This is a genomic window from Paraburkholderia hiiakae, from assembly GCF_904848665.1.
GTDB classification, from domain to species: Bacteria; Pseudomonadota; Gammaproteobacteria; order Burkholderiales; family Burkholderiaceae; genus Paraburkholderia; species Paraburkholderia hiiakae.
Genome location: NZ_CAJHCQ010000006.1, coordinates 297,167 through 321,486, shown reverse-complemented (window position 1 = coordinate 321,486; position 24,320 = coordinate 297,167). Strand labels below are relative to the sequence as shown.

Annotated in this window: 16 protein-coding genes; 8 read left to right on the top strand and 8 right to left on the bottom strand. The window is 61.3% G+C overall.

The window, feature by feature from the left end; genetic code table 11:
* Positions 1 to 13: 13 nt before the first annotated feature.
* The 4 genes from JMY28_RS14475 to JMY28_RS14460 form a co-directional block, all read right to left on the bottom strand.
* On the bottom strand, positions 14 to 400 hold the full coding sequence (locus JMY28_RS14475; RefSeq protein ID WP_201696613.1) for a cupin domain-containing protein: 387 nt from the start codon (positions 398 to 400) through the stop codon (positions 14 to 16).
* Positions 401 to 461: 61 nt separating this feature from the next.
* Positions 462 to 1,865, bottom strand: coding sequence for an NAD-dependent succinate-semialdehyde dehydrogenase (locus tag JMY28_RS14470; protein ID WP_201696612.1), 1,404 nt, complete (start codon positions 1,863 to 1,865; stop codon positions 462 to 464).
* A gap of 227 nt (positions 1,866 to 2,092) precedes the next feature.
* A complete protein-coding gene (locus tag JMY28_RS14465) occupies positions 2,093 to 3,592 on the bottom strand; it encodes a hybrid sensor histidine kinase/response regulator (RefSeq protein WP_201696611.1) in 1,500 nt (499 codons plus the stop codon).
* 161 nt (positions 3,593 to 3,753) lie between these two features.
* Positions 3,754 to 5,226, bottom strand: a complete 1,473-nt coding sequence (locus tag JMY28_RS14460) for an ATP-binding protein (RefSeq protein WP_201696610.1) — start codon at positions 5,224 to 5,226, stop codon at positions 3,754 to 3,756.
* Between the two features lie 553 nt (positions 5,227 to 5,779).
* On the opposite strand from JMY28_RS14460, the gene JMY28_RS14455 reads away from it, so the two are divergent.
* The 4 genes from JMY28_RS14455 to JMY28_RS14440 are packed head-to-tail and all read left to right on the top strand — an operon-like array spanning position 5,780 to position 15,652.
* A complete protein-coding gene (locus JMY28_RS14455; protein ID WP_201696609.1) occupies positions 5,780 to 6,460 on the top strand; it encodes a response regulator transcription factor in 681 nt (226 codons plus the stop codon).
* A gap of 28 nt (positions 6,461 to 6,488) precedes the next feature.
* Positions 6,489 to 11,489, top strand: coding sequence for an AAA family ATPase (locus tag JMY28_RS14450; RefSeq protein WP_201696608.1), 5,001 nt, complete (start codon positions 6,489 to 6,491; stop codon positions 11,487 to 11,489).
* 12 nt (positions 11,490 to 11,501) lie between these two features.
* Positions 11,502 to 14,489: a hybrid sensor histidine kinase/response regulator gene (locus JMY28_RS14445; RefSeq protein WP_201696607.1), complete on the top strand. Its 2,988-nt coding sequence runs from the start codon at positions 11,502 to 11,504 to the stop codon at positions 14,487 to 14,489.
* Positions 14,489 to 15,652, top strand: coding sequence for a hybrid sensor histidine kinase/response regulator (locus JMY28_RS14440; RefSeq protein WP_201696606.1), 1,164 nt, complete (start codon positions 14,489 to 14,491; stop codon positions 15,650 to 15,652). The genes JMY28_RS14445 and JMY28_RS14440 overlap by 1 nt, the downstream gene beginning before the upstream one ends.
* A 32-nt stretch (positions 15,653 to 15,684) precedes the next feature.
* Here JMY28_RS14440 and katG read toward each other — a convergent pair whose 3' ends face one another.
* The gene (gene katG / locus JMY28_RS14435) at positions 15,685 to 17,868 is read right to left on the bottom strand and encodes a catalase/peroxidase HPI (protein ID WP_201696605.1); all 2,184 of its coding nucleotides are present in this window, start codon (positions 17,866 to 17,868) and stop codon (positions 15,685 to 15,687) included.
* A 538-nt stretch (positions 17,869 to 18,406) separates the two neighbouring features.
* Between katG and JMY28_RS14430 the strand changes: the two genes are divergently transcribed.
* Together JMY28_RS14430 and JMY28_RS14425 are read left to right on the top strand one after the other, a co-directional pair.
* Complete coding sequence (locus JMY28_RS14430; protein WP_201696604.1) at positions 18,407 to 19,042, top strand: SDR family oxidoreductase; 636 nt, start codon at positions 18,407 to 18,409, stop codon at positions 19,040 to 19,042.
* A 128-nt stretch (positions 19,043 to 19,170) separates the two neighbouring features.
* The gene (locus JMY28_RS14425; RefSeq protein WP_201696603.1) at positions 19,171 to 19,860 is read left to right on the top strand and encodes a type 1 glutamine amidotransferase domain-containing protein; all 690 of its coding nucleotides are present in this window, start codon (positions 19,171 to 19,173) and stop codon (positions 19,858 to 19,860) included.
* A 57-nt stretch (positions 19,861 to 19,917) separates the two neighbouring features.
* Here JMY28_RS14425 and JMY28_RS14420 read toward each other — a convergent pair whose 3' ends face one another.
* The 3 genes from JMY28_RS14420 to JMY28_RS14410 form a co-directional block, all read right to left on the bottom strand.
* Entirely contained in the window at positions 19,918 to 20,625 is a 708-nt protein-coding gene (locus JMY28_RS14420) for a LysR family transcriptional regulator (protein ID WP_201696602.1), read from the bottom strand.
* Between the two features lie 125 nt (positions 20,626 to 20,750).
* Positions 20,751 to 21,890: an alkene reductase gene (locus JMY28_RS14415; protein ID WP_201696684.1), complete on the bottom strand. Its 1,140-nt coding sequence runs from the start codon at positions 21,888 to 21,890 to the stop codon at positions 20,751 to 20,753.
* A 66-nt stretch (positions 21,891 to 21,956) separates the two neighbouring features.
* The gene (locus JMY28_RS14410) at positions 21,957 to 22,337 is read right to left on the bottom strand and encodes a BON domain-containing protein (protein WP_201696601.1); all 381 of its coding nucleotides are present in this window, start codon (positions 22,335 to 22,337) and stop codon (positions 21,957 to 21,959) included.
* 322 nt (positions 22,338 to 22,659) lie between these two features.
* On the opposite strand from JMY28_RS14410, the gene JMY28_RS14405 reads away from it, so the two are divergent.
* Positions 22,660 to 23,721, top strand: a complete 1,062-nt coding sequence (locus JMY28_RS14405) for a catalase family peroxidase (protein WP_201696600.1) — start codon at positions 22,660 to 22,662, stop codon at positions 23,719 to 23,721.
* The gene (locus JMY28_RS14400; protein WP_201696599.1) at positions 23,718 to 24,314 is read left to right on the top strand and encodes a cytochrome b; all 597 of its coding nucleotides are present in this window, start codon (positions 23,718 to 23,720) and stop codon (positions 24,312 to 24,314) included. The genes JMY28_RS14405 and JMY28_RS14400 overlap by 4 nt, the downstream gene beginning before the upstream one ends.
* Positions 24,315 to 24,320 lie beyond the last annotated feature (6 nt).

Here is a 24,320-nt window from a genome sequence, read left to right as displayed (position 1 = left end):
TTCAAAAACGCGTTCATTGACGCGGCGTGAATCCGGCCTCGAGTCCAGCAGGCAAGATAACGTAAGCGCGGCGCCACGGTTCGTTGCCGATCAGCCGCCAGCGGTGCCCGCTGCCGGTGGTGTCCTCGGCGAGCAGGACATCGCCGGGGCGAATCACAAAGGTCTCGCCGTGACGCGTTTCGAACTCCAGCGTTCCGCCCAGCGTGAGAACGAGCTGATGTGTGGGCGCGTTATGCCAGTCCAGCGTGCCGCTCGGCGTCGTCTCGCGAAACGACACCGAGGCGGCCTCGAATGCCTTTCCAATGGCATCGCCTTCGTGCCCGCCGGGAAGCGCAAGAAAGCCCTCCTCATAACTTGAGGAATCCTCTTTATTGGTGAGAAGCCTGATACAGCGAATCATGGGAACACTCCTTCATGACGCGACGGGGCAAAGACGCGCCCGGCGAACCAGGCGCGGGCCGTTACGAAACCTTCTTGACCCAGACGCCCTGCGCGTTGACGAACTCGCGCAAGCCGAAATGCGACAGTTCACGGCCATACCCGCTCTGCTTCACGCCGCCCACCGGCAGACGGGGATTCGATGCGCTGAATCCATTGACGAAAACGCCGCCGGTTTCGAGCCGTCTGGCGATCTCGCTCGCCTTCGCGGTGTCCGAGGTCCACAAGTTGCCGCTCAACCCGTAGTCGCTCAGGTTGGCCAGACGAATCGCGTCCTCCAGGTCGTTGGCAATCGTGAGCGCGGCGACGGGCCCAAACACTTCCTCGTCGAACGCCGCCATTCCCGGTTCAACATCGCCCAGCACCGTCGGTTCGTAGAAGAATCCCGGCCCTTCGACAGGCTTGCCGCCAAGTAGCACCTTCGCTCCGCCCGCAATCGTTCTGACCACCTGGTCATGCACGCCGTCGCGCAGGTCCCCGCGAGCAATCGGGCCGATCGTGGTCGCGGCGTCAAGCGGATTGCCTGCCTTGACTTTCGAGGCTGCGGCGACGTACTTGCGGGTGAACGCCTCGGCGATCGGCCGCTCGATAATGAATCGCTTCGCGGCGAGGCACACCTGCCCGGCGTTCTGGAAGCGCGCCTCGATCCCCACTTCCACTGCACGGTCGAGATCGGCGTCCGCGAGCACGATGAACGCGTCGGCGCCGCCTAACTCAAGCAGGCTCTTCTTGAGCGCCTTGCCCGCGATCGACGCCACTGCGGAGCCCGCCCGCATGCTGCCCGTTACCGTCACGGCGGCAGTACGCGGGTCTTCGATCACACGCGCCACCGCATCGTTGCCGACATGCAAAATGCCGAACACCCCCTTCGGAAAGCCGCTCGCATCAAAGGCTTCCTGCAGCGCATACGCGCAACCCATGACATTCGGCGCGTGCTTGAGGATAAACCCGTTGCCCGAAAGCATGATGGGCCCAGCCGCGCGCATCACTTGCCAGAATGGGAAGTTCCAAGGCATGACGCCGAGCACCGTGCCAATCGGCAGAAAGGACACATACACGCGGTCACCGTTATCCACGGGCGCCGGTTCGTCGGCCAGGATCGCCGGGCCGTGTTCGGCGAACCAGTCCACCGCAGCGGCACACTTCTCGACCTCGGCGCATGCAGCGCCAATCGTCTTGCCCATCTCGCTCGTCGCCAGCATGGCCAGCGCTTCCAGCCTTTCGCGCAGCGTCGAAGCGAGCCGGCGGTAGCAGGCGACCCGCTCCGTCATCGGCGTGGCGCGCCAACTTCTGGCCGCAGCCGCATTTTGCGCGAGCATTTGCTCGACTTCGTCGGGTCTCTGAAACGGGTACGTCATGATGACCTCGCCCGTTGCAGGGTTGCGTGATACCGATGCATCGTCCAAACCCGCCACGTCACTCTTCATTGCTTGCTCCAGAACGTTGATGGGGCAACCTTCGCGCGTACCGATTCGAATTCACGCCTGTGCGTGCACCTCAATGTGCCCGCGCTCGCGGTCGGAATCATGTTACGTCGAACACCATCTGCGCTCTTTCCAAAGCGCACGGGGAAGTTCGCAAGCGCCCGAGGAAGGCTTGCGACGGCGCCAGGAACAATTGAGGAACGTGCGGGACGCGTCCCGCCGGTCGCGCGCTAAGCCGCTTTCGAGGCAGGGAGCACGAATTCGAATGCGGCACCCGGCGCTTCGCCGTTCAGCAAAACCAGCGACCCGTTGTGCGCCTGAATGATCGACCGGCAAATCGAGAGTCCCATGCCGAGGCCCTCGTCCTTGGTCGAAAAGAACGGCTCGAATAATCGTTCTCTTGCGTCGGCAGCCACGCCCGGACCGTTGTCTCGCACGACGACGCGCACTTGATCGAGGTTGACCGTTTCGGCCAGCACGGTAATCACCCGGCTCCCGGATTGAACTGCCTCGAGTGCCTCGATGGCATTGAGGATAAGGTTGATGAGAACCTGCTGAATCTGCACGCGGTCGCCCGACACGTCTGGTAAGGCGTGCTCAATGTCGGACTCGACCGCGATAAGCCGCGTATGGAGGTCCCGGGCGAGCAGGGTCAGGGTCTCCTCGATCACCTCGCCCATGGAAAATTGAGCCTTCTGCGGCAAGCCATTTTTCGACAAACGGCGGACTCGCGCCGTGACTTCCTTGGCACGCGTGGCGTCGCGAATAATGCGTTTCAGCGCAATGCTGGCCTCTTCGAGATCGGGTTCACCGCGATGCAGCCAGTGCAGTGCCGCGGTGCTGTAAGTCACGATGGCGGAAAGCGGCTGGTTGACTTCATGAACGATGGACGACGCGAATTTGCCCACTGTGTGCACTCTGGACAAATGCGCAATTTCGGCGTCGGCTCGGTGCAGCGCCTCCTCGCGCTGTGCCTGCCCGGTTACGTCCATGCCGCTGCACAGGTAGACCACACCGATCTTCGTACGATTTCGCCGCTCCCCGACGGCTCGAAGGTATTTGATCGCATCGTCTTCGACGATTCTGAAGCGCAGGTCGAAATTCTCCTCTCGCTCGACCGCTGCTGAAAGTGCCGCCGAGACGTGTCGTCTATCATCCGGATGGATCGCATCGAGCAAGTCGTTGATCGTGTGCCTTTTCTGTCCTTGCGCGAGAGGTCGAAAAATTTTCGCCATGCCGTTCACAAGGCTGATCTCTCCGGTATCGACATTCCACCGCCAGCTTTGCGTCTCGCTCATTCTTTGCACCTGGGCGAGCATGATCTCGCTCTCCTCTAACTGCGCTTGCATAGCGCCAGGCGCGTTACCGCCGCGCGGTGGCCCGATCAATACATCCAGCCAGGCAAGCAGTTCCGCGAACTGCGCCTGATCGTCGCGATCATTGCCGCCTGCGTGGAGATCGCTTTTGCGCTCGCGAGCCGACCCAAGCTCGCTGATCAACAAAATGGGCAATTCATTACACGACCCGCGAAGCGTCGAGACAACACCGATGCCGGCGATCCTGCCGGGCAAATTCCGGTTCCAGATGATCGCATCGTAAGTTTCGATGGCTGCCAGATATATTCGCTGACGCCCGGTTTCAGCAAATTCGACGCAATGCCCTGCCTTGAGCAAGCCCGCTTCGAGATGGTGTGCAAGTTGAGCATTGTCCACCGCAAGCAACACTTTCATTTCCACCCCAGCTACCCGTCACATGTTAATGCGCAACAGCAAATCTCACCGTTACCTGAGTATTCAGGCTATGACCAGGACGTCATTCCTGGTGTGAAATATGCTGCAGAGTTGCGAGAAGAGCGCAGATGTTATTTGTCTATCAGAGAGCCTGGCTGGTGCTAATACTGACCGATGGGAAACAGGCAGCGGAACCCAGCAATGTCCGCAGTGGTGGCCAAAGCCGTACCCGCCGTGCGCAGACTTGCATATCGGCCGGCCACGCGGTCAAGCTCGCCGGCTTCAGCGAGCTTTCGCCGCGCGTAGTCCCGAGTCGTTGCCAGAAGCCGGTAGCGCATGCCATCGCCGGCCATTTCGGCGCTCACCATTGACTTTGCAACCAGGCTCGACAAGGCGTCGGTGATTCGCGTCGAGCGAAGCTCCCCTTCCGTGGCCACCGCGATGGCCGAATCGAGGCAAAACGCGTCTGCGAATACGCCGAGGCGGCGCAGGACGACCCGTTCGACCTGGCGCAGCAGTTGATGGCTCCAGTCGAGCGTCGCGAGCAGATTCCTGTGCCGCAGCGGCCCTGTGCGCTGCCCGCGCCCGAGCGCGATAAAGCGGTCGTCGAACTGGGCGAGGAGTTCGCTCACACAGAATGCGTCGAGACGCGCGGCCGCCAACCCGATCGCCAGCGGAATGCCATCGAGGCGCCGGCAGATCTCAGCGACCACAGGGACGTTGCCGTCATGCAGCTCGAATTCGCTGCATCGAGCCGCCGCGCGCTCCGCGAAAAGCTGGATCGCCGGGTAGCGCAACGCTTCACGCGCGCTCAACTGCGCCGACTCGACGGGACTTGCGAGCGGTTCGAGCCGGAATACAGTTTCGCCCGTCACCTGCAGCGGCTCACGGCTCGTAGCGAGAACCCGCACATGGGATGTCGCGCAGACGATGCGTTCAATAAAGGCTGCCGCCGCTTCCACGACATGTTCGCAGTTGTCGATCACCAGCAGTTGCGGCCTGCTCTGGACGCCAAAATGCGCGGCCAGCGCCGTGGCAATATCGCCGCAACGCACGCTCACGCCAACGGCTTTGGCCACGGCACACGGCACGAGCCGCGCGGCGCAGAGCGTGGACAGATCGACGAACCACACGTCGCAGCGGGACTGCTCGACGATCGATCGCGCAACGGCCAGTGCGATGCTCGTCTTGCCCACCCCGCCCGTGCCCGTGACGGTCACGATACGCGCGCAAGACAGACGCTCCAGAATCGAGTCGATGTCCGCCGAGCGTCCGATCAGCCGCATGAGACCGGCTGGCACGTTGTGCATCACGCGGGGTCCGTCGTGCGTCAACGCGTTATCCACCACCGGCGTTGCCGATTTGACGGGCGCGATGAACCGATAGCCCTGTCCCGCGACCGTCGCCAGAAAGCGCGGATCGAGATGCGTCTCGCCAAGCGCCTTGCGCAACGCAGCGATCTGAACCTTCAGGTTGCTTTCTTCCACAACCGATCCCGGCCAGCCGCGGTCCATCAACTCCTTTCGCGTCACCACCTTTCCCGGACATTCGACCAGCGCGGCCAGTAGTTCGATCGCACGGCTTCCCAGCCGCACCCGCGTGTCGCCGTCCAGCAGCAAACGCTGAGCGGGCATGAAACGGAATCGTCCAAATTCGTAAACTGCGTCGCACACCACGCGCGCGGGCCGATGGACGCCTTCATGGCGTGCAAAGGCCTCTTGAATCGCCATGTGCTGTGTCGCCCTTTCCATAATCGTCAGGATACCGAAAGGATATTGACAAGAAGGCGCGTTCGCCCGTTTCCCTCGCAACGCCAGGCGTCAAAGTTCCGGCTCATAAGGACGATCTTGCTCACGACGGGTCCGTAACCAGATTGCGCGGCTTCGCTATGCGGGAGATCTCACGTTGCCATGTTAGGCCAGGGCAGCTATGCAGAACGTGACCGTAGCGTTAACCTTATTTAAGGCGCCGCACCCCGCCCGCGAATGCGAATAATCACGGGCCCAGCCGCGCAGGAAAGGCCCTCAGGTTAAAAAAATTTAATCTACGGTTGCGGCCCCGCCCGCTTCGAGCGCGCGATAATGTGTGGTCGAAGCGCTAGCGTTGTGGGCGCCCGCGAGGCATGCTTCGAAGGCCCTCACGACCGCGCCTGTCTGGCGCTGGTGGTATTGACCGCGAGTGATAGAAATGAAAATTCTCCTGGTCGAAGACAATCAGCAGGTGGCAGGGTTTCTGAAGAAGGGCCTGCACGAAGCCGGCCACGTCGTCGACTGGGCGGACAATGGCCGTGACGGCATGGCTTTGGCGATCGGGGAAGCGTACGACGCAATCATTCTCGACCGCATGCTCCCGGGAGGAATCGACGGCCTCGGCATCGTTGCCGCTCTGCGCGCCTCGGGCAACAAAGTGCCGGTACTGATCCTGAGCGCGCTCGACGAAGTGGACGAACGCATTCGCGGCCTGAAAGCCGGTGGCGACGACTACGTGGTCAAGCCTTTCTCGTTTGGCGAAGTCGTCGCAAGACTGGAGGCATTGGCGCGCCGCAGCCAGGATAATCACTATGATACGACCCTGAAAGTCGGCGAACTCAGCATGGACCTTCTCTCGCGCAAGGTCACGCGCGACGGCAAGGCGCTTTTGCTGAAGCCTCGCGAGTTCAAGCTGCTCGAATACCTGATGCGCCACGCCGAGCAGGTCGTCACGCGCACCATGCTGCTCGAAAACATCTGGGAATATCACTTCGATCCACAGACCAACGTCATCGACGTGCATGTGAGCAAGCTGCGGCAGAAGATCGATACCGGGTTTGAGCGGTCCATGCTCCGCACGGTCCGTAATGCGGGTTACATGCTGACAGCTGGTCCTTGAATCAAGGTGCCTGCGCGAGGGCAGAACCATGAGGTTGACGGACTACGATCGAACGACTTTGAGCGACGACGGCCAGTTCGTGCTGTCGCGGCTGAGAAGCCATGGGGAAAGCCAGAGCTGGCTGACCGTCACGTTGTCCGCATATCGGCCGTTGCCCGAAAGCCAGGAGCGTCTCGAGCGCGCTTACCAGATGCGCGCGGCGCTCGCAGGCGCGCGCGTCACCCTGCCGCATGCACTGCAGCAGGAACATGGCAACGCAACGCTCGTGCTCGAAGATCCAGGCGGCATGCCCTTGCGCAACGCGCTGAAAGGTCCATTTCCTCTCGAGCGCTTGCTCCCCATCGCAACCAGTCTCGCAGCGGCGCTGTGCACGCTGCATTGCCGCGGGCTCACACACAACGACATCCGGCCGGGCAACATTCTGCTCGCGGGCGAAACGCATGAGGTCGCCCTTACGGGCCTCGGACTTGTCTCTTCCGAGCCACGCGAGCGCCCCGTCCGGAACCTGCCGATGCTGGCCGAGGAAGCGCTTGCGTATCTCTCACCCGAGCGCACGGGTTTAATGAACCGATGGGCCGACTCGCGCGCCGATCTGTATTCCCTCGGTGTCGTCCTGTATGAAATGCTCACCGGTCAATTGCCCTACCGCGCCAGTTCGCCGGCCGAATGGCTGCATTGCCATACCGCGCAAATGCCCATTCCCATTGCCGAATGCATGGGCGCCGCTGTGCCGGAGCCGTTGAGCAGCATGATTGCGCGCTTGCTGGCCAAGGATGTGGCGCAGCGTTATCAAACGGCGGAAGGTGTTGAGCACGATCTGCGATGCTGCCTTGAAGCCTGGCGCCAGTCGGGCCGCATAGATTCATTCGCCCTGGGTACCGCCGATTCACCCGATCAGCTGCAATATCCGTATCGACTCTACGGCCGCGAAAAGCAGGTCGAAATGCTGGAGGCCGCGTTGAGCCGCGTCGTTCGGCACAAGGATGTGGTGCTTGCGCTCGTCTCCGGCTATTCCGGCATTGGCAAATCGACCCTGGTCAACGGGCTGCGCGAAACGTCGAGCGCTACGTCGCGAGGCTGGTTCGCGTCCGGCAAGTTCGACCGCTACAAGCGCGATATTCCGTACACCACTCTCGCGCAAGCGTTTCAGGATCTGATCCGTCAGGTGATCGATGGCAGTCCGGCGGCGCGAGAAGGTTTGCGCGCGCGCCTTGTCGACGCGCTTGGCGCAAACGGCGTTCTCATCACGGACCTGATTCCCGAACTGGAACAGATCATCGGGCCGCAAGCGCCTGCGCCGGAGCTTCCGCCCCAGGACGCGCGTACCCGTTTTCTCGCTGTCTTCACCCGTTTTATCGGCGCGTTTCCGCATGAAGGGCGACCGCTCGTACTGTTTCTCGACGACCTGCAATGGAGCGATGCCGGCACGCTCGCCGTGCTCGAGCGGCTATGCCAGTCCAACGTGCCGAACGTGCTTCTGGTCGGCGCGTATCGCGACAACGAAGTGGGCATCACGCATCCGTTGCGACAGACGATCGACTCCATCCGCCAGACGGGCACACACATCGACGAGATCATGCTCGCGCCGCTGCAGTTCGACGATGTCGCGCACCTGATTGGCGACGCGCTCAAAACCACGCGCGAGGAACTGCACGACCTGAGCAGGCTGGTGTTCGAGCGCACTGGCGGCAACCCATTCTATGTCGTGCAGTTCCTGAAGTTCCTGACCGATGAACACCATCTCGCCTTTGACCGCGAACACCGTGTATGGCGTTGGGATAGCGAGCGTATGCGCGAGGCAAGCTTTGCGCAAAGCATCGTCGATCTCATGGTGGAAAAGATTGAGCGGTTGCCTGGACCCACGCAGGCGTTGCTCAGGCAATTCGCGTGCCTCGGCGGCCGCGCCAGTTCGCCGCTGCTCGCGCGCATTAGCGGCATGACCGAGCCTGCTGTCGATGCGACTCTCGCCGATGGCGTCGAAGCGGGATTGCTCTATCGCAGCCGCGATGGCTTCGCTTTCGTGCACGACCGCGTGCACGAAGCGACGTACGACCTGATTCACGAGGACGAACGTGCGCGAGCGCATTTGCGCATTGGCCGCATACTTGCCGCACAGGCTCCGACCGAAGAAGAACGCGACATCTTCGAAATCGTCAACCAGTACAACCGCGTCATCACGCTCATCGACGTACCGCAGGAACGCGAACGCGTCGTGGATTTCAATCTGGAAGCGGGCCGGCGCGCGCGCGCATCGTCGGCCTATGCCTCTGCTCTCACCTATCTTTCCGTGGGTAGCGAACTGCTTGGCGAGGACGAATGGGACCATCACTATGCGCGCAAGTTTCTGCTGGAAACCCAGCGCGCAGAGTGCGAATTTCTGACCGGCGATACGCAAAGCAGCAAAGCGCGCCTGTCGATGCTCGAGCGGCGCGCGCGCACCTTATGTGACCGGGCGGCGATTACGTTCTTGCGCATCACGCTGTATACGGCACTCGATCAGGTCAATCTCGCGGTCGAAACCTGCCTGACCTATTTGCGTCATGTGGGAATAGACTGGACTGCTCACCCCGAGCGCAGCGCAGCGCGCGAGGAATACGACCGGTTGCTCGACGGCATCGCCAACGCGCCGATCGAAGCGCTCGTCGATCTTCCGTTGCTCGGCGACGCGGAATTGACCGCGACGATGAACGTGCTGACCGCCGTGCTGCCACCGGCATTTTTCAGCGACGAAAACCTCGTGTGCCTCGTACTGTGCCGCATGGCGAACCTTAGCCTCGCGCACGGCAACAGCGACGCCTCGTCGCTCGGCTACGCCTACCTCGGCATGGTTGCGGGACCGCTATTCGACGATTACGACGGCGGCTACCGGTTCGGCCAGCTTGGACTCGCGCTCGTCGACAAGCGCGGACTCGACCGCTTCAAGGCGCGCGTGTATATGTGCTTCGCGTATCACGTGACGCCGTGGACCAAGCCCATTCGCACAGGCATTCCGCTGCTGCGCCTCGCGTTCGAGGCCGCAAGCGAAGCCGGGGACCTGACCTACATCGGCTTTAGCAGTTGCTGCACCGTGACCACGCTGCTCGCCGCCGGCGAATCATTAGGTGAGGTCGAGCAGGAGGCCACACGGCGTCTGCAGATCGTACAGGCCGCGAAATTCGGCTTGATCGTGGATATCATCACCGCGCAGCTCGCGTTGATCCGCTCGTTGCGCGCCGGTACAACCGATCTTGCCGAAGGACCCGGCCCGTTTGCCGACGACGCGTTCGAACAGCGCCTCGAGAGCGACCCGAGTCTCGCCATCGCTGCCTGCTGGTACTGGATACGCAAACAGCAGGCGCGCTATCTCGCGGACGACGTCAGGAGTGCGATGGATGCCGGCAACAAGGCGACGCCGCTTCTGTGGACGTCTTCCGGTCATTTCGAAATGGCCGAATACCAGTTCTTTTCCGCGCTCACGCGCGCACGCTGGCACGCCGAAGCGCAGGACGACGAAAGAACATCGAATCTCGACAAACTCGCTGCGCATCACCATCAACTCGAACTCTGGGCCACGCATTGCCCAAGCAATTTCGGCAGCCGGGCCGCACTCGTGCGCGGCGAAATTGCGCGCCTTGCGGGCCGCGACTTCGATGCGATGACCGACTATGAGGAGGCGATCCGGCTCGCGCGCGAATATGGTTTCGTGCAGATTGAAGCACTCGCTCAGGATATCGCGGCGATGTTCTATCTGCAGCGAGGCTTTACGACCATCGCCGGCGTGTATCTGCGCAACGCGCGGCTTGCGTGGCTGCGCTGGGGCGCCATCGGGCGCGTGAAGGACCTCGACAGACGGTACCCCGATCTGCTTCGGGAGCAGGCCGCATACGGACCGACCCAAAGCGCCCTTGTCGGCCAGATCGATGTCGATACGGTGATGAAGGCGTCTCAGGCAATTTCTGCCGAGCTCGTTCCCGGGCGTCTGATCCATACGCTCATGACTATCATGCTCGAACACGCCGGCGCACGGCGCGCCCTGCTCGTTTTGCCGCGTGAAGAGAAACTGCGGATCGAAGCCGTGGCCGTGGCGACACGCCAGGGAACGGACGTGAGCATCGAGAGTAAGCCGGTTTCACCTCACGATCTGGCAGAAGCCGTGCTGCACGAGAGCATACGCACTCGTCGCCCGGTGCTGCTCGACGATGCATCGGCCAACGAAGCATTCCATGACGATGAATATTTCATCGCCAACCATTCACGGTCCGTGCTCTCGCTGCCGCTCGTGAAACAGTCGAAGCTGATCGGCGTGCTGTATCTCGAGAACGAACTCGCGCCTGGCATCTTCACGCCGGCACGGCTGGCCGTACTCAGGCTTCTCGCGTCTCAAGCCGCCATATCGCTCGAAAACGCTTCGCTCGAGGAGAAGCAAACATTGCTCGTGGAAAAGGAAGCGCTGTTGCACGAGGTTCACCACCGGGTGAAGAATAATCTGCAGCTCATCAGCAGCCTGCTCAATCTGCAAGCGGAACGCGTGGAAGACAAAGCTGTTGCCGAGCTGTTTGCGGATAGCCGCAATCGCGTCCGCTCGATGGCCATGGTTCACGAAAATTTGTACCGCGCCGGCAATTTCGCGCGCATTCCCATGACGGTCCATGTCAAAACGCTGTGCGGTCATCTCGCGCGTGTCTACGACATGGGGCGGCTGGGAGTCGATATGCAGATCGCCGTGGACGACATTCAACTCGACATGAATCGCGCGGTGTCGTGCGGCCTCATCATCAACGAACTCGTCTCCAACGCGCTCAAACATGCGTTCCCCAATCAACGCGGCGGCGTGCTGCGCATCGACCTGCGCGCGCTCGACACGCAGCGCTGCGAATTGCGCGTTTCCGACGACGGCGTTGGCCTTGCGCCCGACTTCTCGCTCGAACGCGACGAGACACTGGGTCTGCGGCTCGTCCACGATCTCGTGCTGCAACTGCGGGGCAGTGTCGACGTGAGCCAGCAAGAAGGAACCACATTCACCATCTTTTTCGACGCCGCCGAACACTGATCGACACTCGCCATGACCGCACGTATCTTGATCGTCGAGGATGACCGCATCGTTGCGCGAGATATCGCGCAACAGTTGAGCCGCAGCGGCTACCGTGTGGTCGGCAGCACGGTGAGCGGCGAGGAGGCGCTCGCGGTCGTTTCGCAATTGCAGGGCGACGCCCCTCCCGATCTCGTGCTCATGGACGTGCGGCTCGAAGGCAAGCTGGACGGCATCGACACCGCGCGTCGGATCCGCGAAGCGTGTGACGTGCCGATCGTCTTTCTCACTGCTTATGCCGACGACGAAACCGTTCAGCGCGCAACTGCGGCGGAGCCGTTCGGCTACGTTCTCAAGCCGTTCGACGACGTCCAGCTCCGAACCGTAGTGGAAATGGCGCTGTACAAGCACGGCGCGGAACGGCGCCTGCGCGAGAGCGAACAACGCTACGCCGTCACGCTCTCCAGCATTGGCGACGGCGTAATCGCAACGGACTCCACGGGGTGCGTGACGTTCGTGAATCCCGCGGGCGAAGCGCTGATCGGACTACCCTTCGATGAGGCCGCCGGGCGGCCGCTCGCCAGCGCGTTTCGCCTGCTCGACGAAGTCACGCGCGCGCCCATTGCGGAGCCGATGACGGCCGTATTACGCAAGGACAACGAAAGCGGCCTTCCCGCGCGAGCCATTCTGCTCACGCCCGGCGGCAACGAAATTCCCGTGGAATGCACGGGCACGCCGATGACCGACGAACGCAGCGACACGCTTGGCGTCGTCATCGTGTTTCGCGACGTGACGCAAAAGCGCCGCGCCGAGGAAGCGGAGATACTGCGCGAAACCAATGCGCGGCTCGAAATGGCCATGTATGGCTCGAACGTAGGCGTCTGGGAAATCGATATGCCCGAAGGCGACTACAAACGCGGCTTTGCGCGCTTCTCGAATATTTACGAATGGCTGGGCTTCGACGCGCCGCAGGCGCGTCTCGACTACGAAGCGTACATGAGCGTGCTGCATCCCGATCATCGCGCGAGCACCGACCGCGCCATGGCGTCATTTCTGGCGAACGGTGAGGGCATTTTCGAACTCGAGAACCGGCTACGGCATCGCGACGGCAGCGATCGATGGGTGCTGGTGCGCGGAACGGCGCGGCACGATGCGACTGGCAAGCCGGTTCGCTTCGTGGGCAGCATCGTGGACATTACGCAGCTCAAGCAGACCGAACAGGCCCTGCGCGCCAGCGAGGAGCGTTTTCGCGGCACGTTCGAGAACGCTGCGGTCGGCGTCGCGCACTGCGATCTCGACGGCCGATTTCTGCGCGTGAACCAACGTTCGTGTGAAATCGCGGGCCGCGAGCGAGACGCGCTGCAGCAAATGCGCCTGCACGATCTCATGCGGGCGGATCATCGGGAGGCGGGCCGCGAACGATTTCGTCTGTTGACCGAGGGGAAAATCCCTCACTACTCGGAAGAAGTGCCCTTTGTCAGCGCGAACAACACGCCGATCTGGGTGAGCCTTTCGGTTGCGCTTCAACACGGCGCATCCGGGCAGGCGAGTCACGTCATTACGATCATCGAGGATATCTCGGCGCGCAAGGCGCTCGAAGAAACGGTGCGCGTGGCCAAGGAAGTGGCGGAATCCGCCAACCGCGCGAAGGATCAATTCCTCGCCAATATCAGCCACGAATTGCGCACGCCGCTCAACGGCATTCTGGGCTACGCGCAAATGCTCCTGCGCGATTCAAGCCTCGATGCGCGGCAACTGGCCGGCGTGGGCGTGATCGAACAAAGCGGACAGCATTTGCTTACGCTCATCAACGATATTCTGGACTTCACCCGTCTTGGCGCCGGCAAGCTCGAACTTCAGGTGACCGAAGTCTCGCTGGCCGCATTCCTCGAAACGATTGCCGAGATCGTCGGCGTTCGTGCCCAGCAGAAGAATCTCATGCTCAACTATGAGGCGGCGCCGAACCTGCCCGCCGTGATTTTCGCCGACGAACGCCGCTTGCGGCAAGTGCTCCTCAATCTACTCGCCAATGCGGTGAAGTTCACCGACCGTGGCGAAATTCGCCTGTCCGTGAGCCGCGGCGAGGGGAGCCGGTTGCGATTCGATGTGTATGACACGGGAATCGGTATCAGCCCCGACCGGCTGGAGGCCATCTTTCAACCGTTCGAGCAGGCAGGCGACCATGTGCGGCGCACGGGCGGCGCCGGCCTCGGTCTCGCGATCAGCCGTCAGCTCGTGCGGATGATGGGCGGCGAGATCTATGTCTCGAGCGCCGTGGGCGAAGGCAGCCGATTCTGGTTCGAACTGGTCGCGCCCGCTTCCGCGCTGGAGCGTGGCGCGCGGCCACCGAGGCTCGAAAGAGGCTATCTGGACGGCGTTGGCCGGCACATTCTGCTCGTGGACGACGTTGCCGCCAACCGGCGCTTGCTCGCTGACGTCCTGGCGCGCACCGGCTTTGACGTCACCGAAAGCGCTGATGGTCGCGATGCACTCGAACAGATCGCATCGGCGCGACCCGATCTGGTCATTCTGGACACGGTCATGCCTTTGATGGGCGGCATTGAAGTGCTGCGCGCGTTGCGTCAGTCGAAGGCGTTCGCAGCGCTGCCCGTGATCGTCGTGTCTGCCGATGCATCCGAACAAAACGCGCGCGCCAACATGGAGGCTGGGGCCAGCATTTTCCTCGACAAACCCATCGATCTCGACGCGTTGCTGGGCTCGATCGCCAGTTTGCTCGGCATGAAGCTCGAGCGTGCCGCTTCGCAGCCGGACCAGACGGCACAATCTGCACAAGCGGGGCAACCGATCGTCGTGCCGCCGCGAGATGAACTGGCGCAGTTGCACCGCTACGCATTGCTGGGTTCGATGCGCGACGTGAGTCGCCACGCCGATCATCTCGTGGCATTGAACCAGCGCTACGAGCCTTTCGCCGCGCGTTTGCGGCAGCTCGCCATGACCTATGAATCGCAGGCATTGCTTACCTTGATCGAAAAATATCTCAACAACGAAGGAAATGGATAATGGGAGAGACAAGAAACGATGACGCTCCCGTGGTGCTCGTCGTCGACGACACGGCGGCCAACCTCGGTCTCGTCGTAGAAACGCTCGAAGCCGAAGGCCTGCGTGCCGCCGTAGCGCGTGACGGCCAGGAGGCGCTGCGCCGCGCCGAAATCGTGAAACCCGATCTCATCCTGCTCGATGTCATCATGCCTGGCCTCGACGGATTTCAGACCTGCCGCGCACTCAAGGACAATCCGGCGACACGCGATATTCCCGTCATTTTCATGACGTCTTTGACGCAGACTGAGGACAAGATCAACGGATTTCGCGCTGGCGCGATGGACTTCGTCACCAAGCCGCTGCAAATGGAAGAAGTTGCGGTGCGCGTTCAGACCCATCTCAAGCTGCGCGCGCTGCAACGCTCGCAGCAAGAGCAAAACCTGCGGCTCGAAGAGGAAGTCAAGACAAGGATCCGGGCGCAGGATGCGCTGCTCGAAGTGCTGGACGCGGTGAAGAACGTTTCGAACGCCATTGCGCATGACCTGCGCACGCCGCTTGCCGAACTGCGCTCCAGACTGGAAATGCTGATGCTTGGCCTCAGAAAAAGCGGCGACGACGACACCCTGAATCAACTGGAGGTTGCCGTTGCCGACGTCGATCGCGTGATCGGCATCTTCAATGCACTGCTGCGTCTCGCGGAAATCGATGCGGGCGTGCGCCGTTCAGGGTTTGTCGAAACCGATCTCACGAGCATCGTTTCCGATGCAGTCGAGTTCTATCAACCTGTTGCGGAGTTGCGCGGCATTTCTGTCAAACTCGATCTGCACGTACAGGGGAAATTGCCTGCTCTCGTCGATCCTTTGCTGATTGCGCAAGCCATTGGAAATCTCATCGACAACGCGCTCAAGTTTGCGCAGGAAGGCGGCGTGGTGACGGTTTCACTCGGTGAGTCGGCCGACCGGATCGAGATTACCGTTTCCGACGACGGCCCCGGCATTCCCGTTGCCGAACGCTCCAAAGTTACTGAGCGATTTTATCGCGGCGATCTTAGCCGAGGCACGCCCGGGGTGGGGCTCGGGCTCGCTCTCGTCAAGGCTGTGGCTACGCTCCATCAAGGCGAGCTCACGTTTGCCGATAACGATCCCGGGCTGACCGCAATGATGACGATTGGCAAGACTGACTGATTCTGGCTTTAGCGCGCATCCACCAAACCAGGTCAAACCAGATCAAACCTATCGAGATTCATCACCTTCACCCACGCTGAAACGAAGTCACGCAAGAACTTATCTTGCGCATCTGCGCTTGCATAGACTTCGCACAACGCACGCAATTGCGCATGCGACCCGAAAACGAGATCGACCCGCGTACCCGTCCATTTCAGCTCGCCCGTCTTCCTGTCGCGCCCTTCGAATATGTCGCCAGAAGGCGAGCGTGGCGTCCACTCCGTGCGCATGTCGAGCAAATTGCGAAAGAAGTCGTTGGTAAGCGTCTCCGGCCGTTCGGTCAACACGCCGAGTGCTTCATCCCCCGAATGTACGTTCAGCACCCGTAAGCCGCCAATCAGCACCGTCATTTCCGGCGCGCTCAACGTGAGTAATTGCGCCTTGTCGATCAGCAGATGCTCGGCCGGCACGCTACACGTTCCCTTGAGAAAATTACGAAACCCGTCGGCGAACGGCTCAAGCGCGCCGAATGCGTGTGCGTCTGTCTGTGCCTGAGTGGCATCCATGCGACCCGGTGCGAAGGGCACGGCCAGGTCGTAGCCCGCCTTTCGCGCCGCCTGCTCTATGCCCGCGCCACCCGCCAGCACGATCAGGTCTGCCAACGATATTCTCTTGCCCCCGGACTGACTGTCGTTGAACACACGATGGATTGTCTCGAGCGATTCGAGCACCTGCGCGAGCTGTTCGGGTTGATTCGCCTTCCAGTCCTTCTGCGGCGCGAGACGAATACGCGCACCATTGGCGCCGCCTCGCTTGTCCGAGCCGCGAAACACGGAAGCCGAGGCCCAGGCCGTAGACACCAGTTGCGAAATAGAAAGTCCCGATTCCGCTATGCGCTGCTTGAGCGCCGCGATGTCGTCTTCATCGACCAGCGCATGATCGACGGCGGGAATCGGATCCTGCCAGATCAGCTCCTCGGCCGGAACCTCAGGACCGAGATAGCGTGCGCGCGGTCCCATGTCACGATGGGTAAGCTTGAACCAGGCGCGCGCGAAAGCATCCGCCAATTGCTCCGGGTTCTCCATGAAGTGACGCGAGATCTTTTCGTAGGCGGGATCGTAACGCAGCGACAAATCCGTGGTGAGCAAGGTCGGCAACAACTTCTTCGAAGGATCATGTGCATGCGGAATCATCGCGCTCGCATCCTTCGCGACCCACTGGTGCGCGCCCGCGGGACTCTTCGTCAACTCCCACTCGAAGCCGAACAGGTTCATGAGGAAGCCCACGCCCCATTGCGTTGGCGTGCTCGTCCATGTGACTTCGAGACCGCTCGTGATCGTATCCGCGCCGCAACCTGTGCCGAAGCTGTTCTTCCAGCCAAGCCCCTGATTCTCGAGATTCGCAGCCTCTGGCTCCGGGCCGACGTGACTGGCCGGCGCCGCTCCATGCGTCTTGCCGAATGCGTGGCCACCGGCGATCAGTGCGACTGTCTCCTCGTCGTTCATGGCCATGCGCGCAAAAGTCTCGCGAACGTCGTATGCCGCGGCCACGGGGTCGGGATTGCCATCCGGACCTTCCGGATTCACGTAGATTAGCCCCATTTGCACGGCGGCGAGCGGCTCTTCAAGATGACGTCCACCGCCCTTGCCGTAGCGCACGTCGCCGCCTAGCCATGTCGTTTCGCTTCCCCAGTAGACGTCGTTGTCGGGCTCCCACGTGTCCTCGCGGCCACCACCGTAGCCGAAAGTCTTGAAGCCCATGGTTTCGAGCGCCACGTTGCCGGTCAGGATCAACAAATCGGCCCAGGAGACGTTCTGCCCATATTTTTGCTTGATCGGCCAGAGCAAGCGTCGGGCTTTGTCGAGGTTCGCGTTGTCCGGCCAGCTGTTGACCGGTGCAAAACGCTGTTGTCCGCGCCCCGCGCCACCGCGCCCGTCCCCCACGCGGTAGGTTCCTGCGCCATGCCACGCCATACGGATGAAAAACGGTCCGTAGTGGCCGAAATCGGCTGGCCACCAGTCCTGCGAATCGGTCATGAGCGCCGCAAGGTCTTTTTTCAGCGCGGTGAAGTCAAGTTTGCTGAAGGCGTCCGCGTATTTGAAGTCGCTCCCCAATGGGTTCGATCGACTCGAGTGCTGGCTCAGCAGATCCAGACGAAGCCGCTGCGGCCACCAGTCGAAATTGCTCGTCCCACCTCCCGCGGCATGAGTGAACGGACACGTTGCTTCGGTTGACATGCGTTGCCTCCTTGCGGGTATCGGTTGAATCGCCGTATCTCGGGCGATGAATGCTAATTGACATGAATGGCCTGAACGAGGCATCGCCATGCACCGGAAACCTTCGGGTCATCTTCCCGGCTGCATTGGCACGCGCCTACGCTCTTCAATCGCCCGTGTGTGCGCTCATCCGTTGCAGACTCGGCATTTTTCGTCGCCGTTGAACACGCCTCGATGCGGCTCGCGCCGCGTGCCTCATAGGTCTTCACGGAATAAGCGTGAGCGCATTGCGCGGCGCATATCAGCGTCACGCTCATACCCGCTGCGAGACGTCGCATCATGTTGGCTCCTCAGCCTGGGCTTTAAGAAAGCGCGGGCTTTGCCGTGGAATGTACGGCAAGCTCACGCGCGCTCATGGCGTGCAGTTCAAATCTGAAAAGCCTGCAATTCGATAATGCTGCGACGCTCGCTCAACAGTGAGTCGGCAAACAGACTAGACTAGCGGCAATGAACCCTGCATGAACCATGTTCAATTGCTGTCGAGGTCCAGGAGAGCGTCATGAACGTTTTGTTAATCGGCGCGAGCGGTCGTACAGGCCATGCCGTTGCGCAGAAATTGCACGTTGCAGGTATTCCTTTTCGCGCGTTGATACGCAACGCGGCAAAAGCCGGGGAATTTCGTGGGCTCGGCGCAGAAACCGCAATCGCGGACCTTTCGAGCGACTTCTCGCACGCTTTCGAGGGAATCCATGCCGTTGTCTATGCCGCGGGTTCCGCGGAGACCGAAGGCGCGGATCAGGAGCGCCTGATAGACCGCGATGCTGTCATTCACGCCGCGAACTACGCGAAGCAAAGCGGCGTGAATCGCTTTCTTGTCGTCAGCGCCTTACTCGCTTTCGCTCCCGATCGCGCGCCGGCTGCGCTGCGTCACTACGCGCAGATGAAGCAGGAGTCGGATGACTATGTGATCGCGAGCGGCCTGGAGTACGTCGTATTGCGCCCAGGCGCGTTGACCGTGGAGCCGGGCGTCGGAACGATCCAGATCGTATCGGACGTGACGCCTTCGCACGCTCCGGTCGCGCGTGAAGATGTCGCGGAAGTCGTCGTCGAAGCGCTTCGCGCTGGACTGTCGCGCAAAATCATCGGCTTCGCGGGGGGCAAGGATCCTGTCGCCAAAGCGTTGGCCACGGTATGACGTATTCGGCGCTTTCAGTGCAGAAGGGAAATAGCGTTGTGTTTCTGGAAAGCCAGTATCGCCATTCGTGAGCCACAATGACTTTCCCCTTATCCACTCGACGCTCATTACCGGGCACGGAGAGAGTCATGAAGATTCTGGTAGTCCTGACATCGCACGACCAGCTTGGCGACACCGGCCGCAAGACGGGTTTCTGGCTGGAGGAGTTGGCGGCGCCCTACTACGTATTTACCGATGCGGGAGTGGAGTTGACGCTGGCGTCGCCTAAGGGCGGTGCTGCGCCGCTGGACCCCAAGAGCAACGAGCCCGAAAACCAGACGGACAAGACCCGCCGCTTCGAAGCCGACGCTACCGCGAAAGCCGCGCTCGCCACCACGGCAAAGCTCAAGGACATTGCCCACGACGCGTTCGACGCCGTCTTTTATCCCGGCGGACATGGCCCCATGTGGGATCTCGCCGAAGACCCGGAATCCATCGCGCTCATCGAGCGCACGATAGGCGCAGGAAAACCCGTCGCGCTCGTTTGCCACGCGCCGGGCGTGCTGCGTCACGTGAAAAGGGCCGATGGCGAGCCCTTGGTGAAAGGCAAGTCGGTGACAGGCTTTTCCAATTCAGAGGAAGCCGCCGTTGGCCTCACGAAGGTCGTGCCATTTCTTGTGGAGGACGAGCTCAAGGCCAAAGGCGGCAATTATTCGAGTGTCGCCGACTGGTTGCCTTACGTGCTCGAAGACGGGCTTCTCATCACGGGGCAGAATCCGGCGTCTTCGGCGCCAGGTGCGCAAGCCTTGCTGAAGAAGCTAAGCACCTTGAACAAATAGGAGAACGCGAGCGCGCGGCGGCACCCATGAGCCCGCCGCTCGCGATTCCATGATCGATCACGTTGATGCGCTGGGCTCGTCCTGCTCGACCAGCGTGCTTCCTCTCATGGGTTCTGTCACGAAGTCGAGAAATATCGCAATACGCGCTGCAAGGCGCGTGTTGCGATAGTAGACCGCGTGGATCGGCCGAAAGCGCTCAACGGTATGCTCGACGAGCAGTTCCACCAGCCTGCCATGGCGCCTTGCATCGGTCGTCATATAGTCGCCGAGGCCGGCAATTCCAGCGCCGTCCGTGACCAGCGCCAGCACTGTTTCGCCGCTCGAAGCGCGCAGCTTCGGCTGAACCCTGTACGATTCGTGGCCCGCGTAGTGTAGCGGCCACGCATTCAGCGAGTCGAGTTGCGAATAACCGTTCCTGTGAAACTCGGGAATCATCGGCACGATCACGTGCTGCATGAAGGGCGTTGCCGCGTTGATGCGCAATTGTCCCGCGAGTTGTTCACGGTGCGCCACGATCTGTTCTTCCGCGAGTTCGACCGACGCAATGATCGAGCGCGCATGATCGAGAAAAATCTGTCCCTCCCCGGTCAGTTCGAGCACTCGGGTCGTACGGCGGATCACCGTGGTATCGAGCTTTTGTTCGAGACGGCGCAAGACGCTGCTCATTGCCGACGTCGGTCGATACAGTTTCTCGGCGGCACGCGTTAGCGACCCCAGTTCAGCGATGGTGACGAACACGAACATTTCGTCGAGCGTGGTCTTCATGATACTGGGTGAGCGCGCAGTGCCGGTTTTTACGCAGCGCGGGCTACGCCATGAAAAACACCCCAAAGGTTGGCAACCGCTCCAACGTTTTGGGGTGTGGTTCAAAAAACGGGCGCCGGGCCACGCTATGACCGGCCGCCAGCAACGCGCACTGCGCGCGTAACATCCTCATCCAGCGCCTTGTAGTCGGTATAGCCTTCCGCGCCTCCGCCATAAAAAGTCGCGTGATTGGCTTCGGTAAGCGGGGCTTCAAGGCGCAAGCGCTCGACAAGATCTGGATTGCTGATGAATGGCCTGCCAAATGCAACCATGTCGGCGTTTCCAGAAGCCACGGCGTCAACCGCCATCTGTCGGTCGTAGCTGTTGTTGGCGATGTATTTGCCACCGAAGGCCGCGTGCAGCGCCTTGAAATCGAAGGCGTCCGCCGCGTTATCGCCGCGCGTTTGCCCTTCGATGCAATGCAGGTAAGCGAGCCCCAGCTTGCCGAGTTGCTCCGCATAGTACCCGTAGGTACCCTGAGTATCGCTGTCCAGAGGCGTAGCGCCCGCCGATTGCGTGATCGGCGAGAGCCGGACGCCGACGCGGTCTGGGCCCCAAACCTTCGATACGGCGGTAATCACCTCGACGGGAAAGCGCGTTCGATTCTCCACCGAGCCGCCGTATTGATCGGTACGGTGGTTCGTGCTGTCCCGCACGAACTGCTCAAGCAGATAGCAGTTTGCCGAGTGCACCTCGACGCCGTCGAAACCGGCGTCCTGCGCGCGCCGGGCGGCATTGATGTAGTCCTCGACAATGCCTGGAATCTCGGCGGTTTCCAGCGCACGCGGCATGGAAGGTGGCGCCTGTTTGCCCGTTTCGAGAAAAACGAGCTCGCCGGCCTGTATCGCAGACGGCGCCACCGGGGCCGCGCCGTTTTCCTGTAGATCGACGTGAGACATGCGCCCGACATGCCACAACTGGCACACGATCTTGCCGCCCGCTTCGTGCACGGCTTGCGTCACGTGGCGCCAGGCTTCTACTTGCACATCGGTGTAGATACCGGGTGTGAAAGCGTAACCGCGTCCTTGACGGGAGATGTTCGTCGCTTCCGTAATGATGAGCCCGGCCGATGCGCGCTGGCGGTAGTATTCTGCGGCCAGCGGCGTATGCACGCCGTCCTTTCGCGCGCGCGAACGCGTGAGGGGGGCCATGGCAACATGATTGGCCACCTCGATGGCGCCTATCGTCGTCGGAGAAAAGAGAGCGATTTCATGGGGCGTCGACATGTCAACGGCTCCTACACGTGAATTGAAAGAACGGGCGGCCTGATTTCGGCCCGCCACGCGAACGCCTCAGTTGCCCTCCTCGTGCAACGTGAGTTTGCTCGTGACTGCCGTGACCCCCGAGACCTGACGCGCCGCCGCGATCGCAGTCTGTTCCTGGGTCGGATCGGAAATCAGCCCGACCAGGATCACGCTGCCCGTTCCCGCGTTGGCGAAAACGATGATGTCGGCCTCGCCGACATTGTGGTCGCGATAGATCGCGCGCTGGACAGTGAGCGCAAATTTGCGATTCGCTGCGCGCGTGGCTGACTTGCTCGTCCCTTGCTGAGCGGCATGGCCATTCGCCTCGGCTCCAACCATTCCCGAAGAGTCGACCGTGTTCTGCGCAAACACGAGCGACGAAAACAGCAGTGCAATGCAGCCCGTCATCACCTTTTCAATCTTCATCATGACACCACCCTTTTTATCCTGGTTAGATTCGAAACGGCATCAAAACCGGTCAGTGGAACTCGTTCAAGGAATTTCCCTGATCTATTTCCTTCATGTTGCCAATCCGCTTGCATACTAAGTCACGCGCCTTCCGTGATCTTTCGAAAAGAAAGGGAGAATTGTGTGGATCAACGAGTGGTTTCAGAATTTACCGATTTGCACGTTTTTCACAGGCACACGCAGATCTGCACCGTTGCGCAGAATTGCCTAAGCTGAGGGGAAGAATCGCCAGGCTCGAGCCGATTCACCGAATTTCCACCTGTCCGTCGATCGGGAGAGTCAGATGGATAACACCCCAGGTTCCCCACGCTCAACCATCAGATCGATGATTGCTATCGCTCTGGTCGTGGTGGCAATCGTCCTCGCGTTCAGCTACGCGGCGGGCTGGCTCTCTCCCACGCGACTGACGCCGGCAAAGCTCGTCGACAGTCTCGCGCCGCCCGGCGGGCCGGCATTGGGATACCGGCGCAACCACGCCAAGGGCATTTGCTTTACGGGTGTTTTCGAATCCAATGGAGCGGCCGCGGCGCTTTCGAAGGCGCCGATGTTCGCTGCGGGCATCTACCCCGCAGTCGGGCGATTCAACCTTGGCACGCCTGATCCCAAGGCTGCGGACACAACGGTTCGCGTGCGCGGCCTCGGCCTGCGCATCATCGCGCCCGATGGGAGCGAATGGCGTACGGCGATGATCGATGCGCCCTTCTTTGCGGTCTCGACGCCGGAGGCGTTCTACGCACTGCTGCAGGCAGCGGGACGCAAGGACGACCCTGATGCGATGAAGCGCTTCGTTGCCGCTCACCCGGAGTTTGCCGCTTTCGGCACGTGGGCGAAAACGACGCCCATGACCGCGTCCTACGCCGAAGAGCAGTACAACAGCCTCGACAGCTTCATTTTCACCAATACGGCAGGACAAACCAGTACGGTGCGCTGGTCTTTCCTGCCCGAGGCAAAGCCGGAATCGCTGACTGCCGAGCAGGTAAAACAGCTTGGGCCCAATTTCCTCGACGCGGATATCACCCAGCGCGTGGCCTCGGCTCCGCAACGATGGACAATGATCGTGACGGTTGCCGATCCCGGCGACCCCAGCGCCGATCCGAGCAAATCATGGCCGCAGGATCGCCGTAAAGTGTCTGCAGGGACGTTGGTAGTACAAACCATTTACCCCGAGGCCAATGGACCGTGTCGGGATCTCAACTTCGACCCTACGGTCCTGCCGTCCGGCATGCACGTTTCGGATGATCCGTTCCCCGCGGCGCGCTCGGCGGCCTATTCCGTGTCGTTCAACAGAAGGACTGCTGAGAACAGCGACTATCCCCACCTCGCCGCGGGAGGACTGGCACAATGAACGCGACCGACCTGCGCTTCTCTGCGATACAGCGCCTGCTTCACTGGCTCATGGCGATCGGCATTCTTGTCATGCTGTTCATCGGCGTGGGTATGGTGTCCACCATTCGCCCCGCTCACCTCTGGCTGGTTTCGATACACAAGCCACTCGGCATCCTGATTCTGGTGCTCGCCCTGGTCCGCCTCGCGGTTCGATTCGTGAAGGGTGCCCCGCCGTTGCCCGTCACCATGCCGCCGCTCATGAAGTTTGCCGCGCGCCTCTCGCATCTCGCCTTCTATCTGCTGATGATCGGGTTGCCGCTGCTCGGCTGGAGCATGCTGTCCGCCGCGGATTATCCGGTTGTGGTGGCTGGCGTGCGCTTGCCTTCCATCGCCCCGCACAGCAACGTCTTGCACTCGTCACTCTGGAATGCGCACAGGTTCCTTGCACTCCTTTTCTTTGCTCTTATCGTGGTTCATCTTGCGGCCGCGCTCTTTCACGCGCTGATCCGGCGCGACGGCGTATTCGAAGCGATGGCGCCCTGGCGAGACCGCGTACCGAGCGTGCCCGCAGACCGCGGGCTCGTGCCTGAGAAGACCGCTGGCCGCCACTAGCGCCCG

Excerpts from the sequence above, each read along its gene's own strand:
- JMY28_RS14475 (WP_201696613.1), bottom strand. The coding sequence starts at position 400 with ATGATTCGCTGTATCAGGCTTCTCACCAATAAAGAGGATTCCTCAAGT.
- JMY28_RS14470 (WP_201696612.1), bottom strand. The coding sequence starts at position 1,865 with ATGAAGAGTGACGTGGCGGGTTTGGACGATGCATCGGTATCACGCAAC.
- JMY28_RS14465 (WP_201696611.1), bottom strand. The coding sequence starts at position 3,592 with ATGAAAGTGTTGCTTGCGGTGGACAATGCTCAACTTGCACACCATCTC.
- JMY28_RS14460 (WP_201696610.1), bottom strand. The coding sequence starts at position 5,226 with ATGCCCGCTCAGCGTTTGCTGCTGGACGGCGACACGCGGGTGCGGCTG.
- JMY28_RS14455 (WP_201696609.1), top strand. The coding sequence starts at position 5,780 with ATGAAAATTCTCCTGGTCGAAGACAATCAGCAGGTGGCAGGGTTTCTG.
- JMY28_RS14450 (WP_201696608.1), top strand. The coding sequence starts at position 6,489 with ATGAGGTTGACGGACTACGATCGAACGACTTTGAGCGACGACGGCCAG.
- JMY28_RS14445 (WP_201696607.1), top strand. The coding sequence starts at position 11,502 with ATGACCGCACGTATCTTGATCGTCGAGGATGACCGCATCGTTGCGCGA.
- JMY28_RS14440 (WP_201696606.1), top strand. The coding sequence starts at position 14,489 with ATGGGAGAGACAAGAAACGATGACGCTCCCGTGGTGCTCGTCGTCGAC.
- katG (WP_201696605.1), bottom strand. The coding sequence starts at position 17,868 with ATGTCAACCGAAGCAACGTGTCCGTTCACTCATGCCGCGGGAGGTGGG.
- JMY28_RS14430 (WP_201696604.1), top strand. The coding sequence starts at position 18,407 with ATGAACGTTTTGTTAATCGGCGCGAGCGGTCGTACAGGCCATGCCGTT.
- JMY28_RS14425 (WP_201696603.1), top strand. The coding sequence starts at position 19,171 with ATGAAGATTCTGGTAGTCCTGACATCGCACGACCAGCTTGGCGACACC.
- JMY28_RS14420 (WP_201696602.1), bottom strand. The coding sequence starts at position 20,625 with ATGAAGACCACGCTCGACGAAATGTTCGTGTTCGTCACCATCGCTGAA.
- JMY28_RS14415 (WP_201696684.1), bottom strand. The coding sequence starts at position 21,890 with ATGTCGACGCCCCATGAAATCGCTCTCTTTTCTCCGACGACGATAGGC.
- JMY28_RS14410 (WP_201696601.1), bottom strand. The coding sequence starts at position 22,337 with ATGATGAAGATTGAAAAGGTGATGACGGGCTGCATTGCACTGCTGTTT.
- JMY28_RS14405 (WP_201696600.1), top strand. The coding sequence starts at position 22,660 with ATGGATAACACCCCAGGTTCCCCACGCTCAACCATCAGATCGATGATT.
- JMY28_RS14400 (WP_201696599.1), top strand. The coding sequence starts at position 23,718 with ATGAACGCGACCGACCTGCGCTTCTCTGCGATACAGCGCCTGCTTCAC.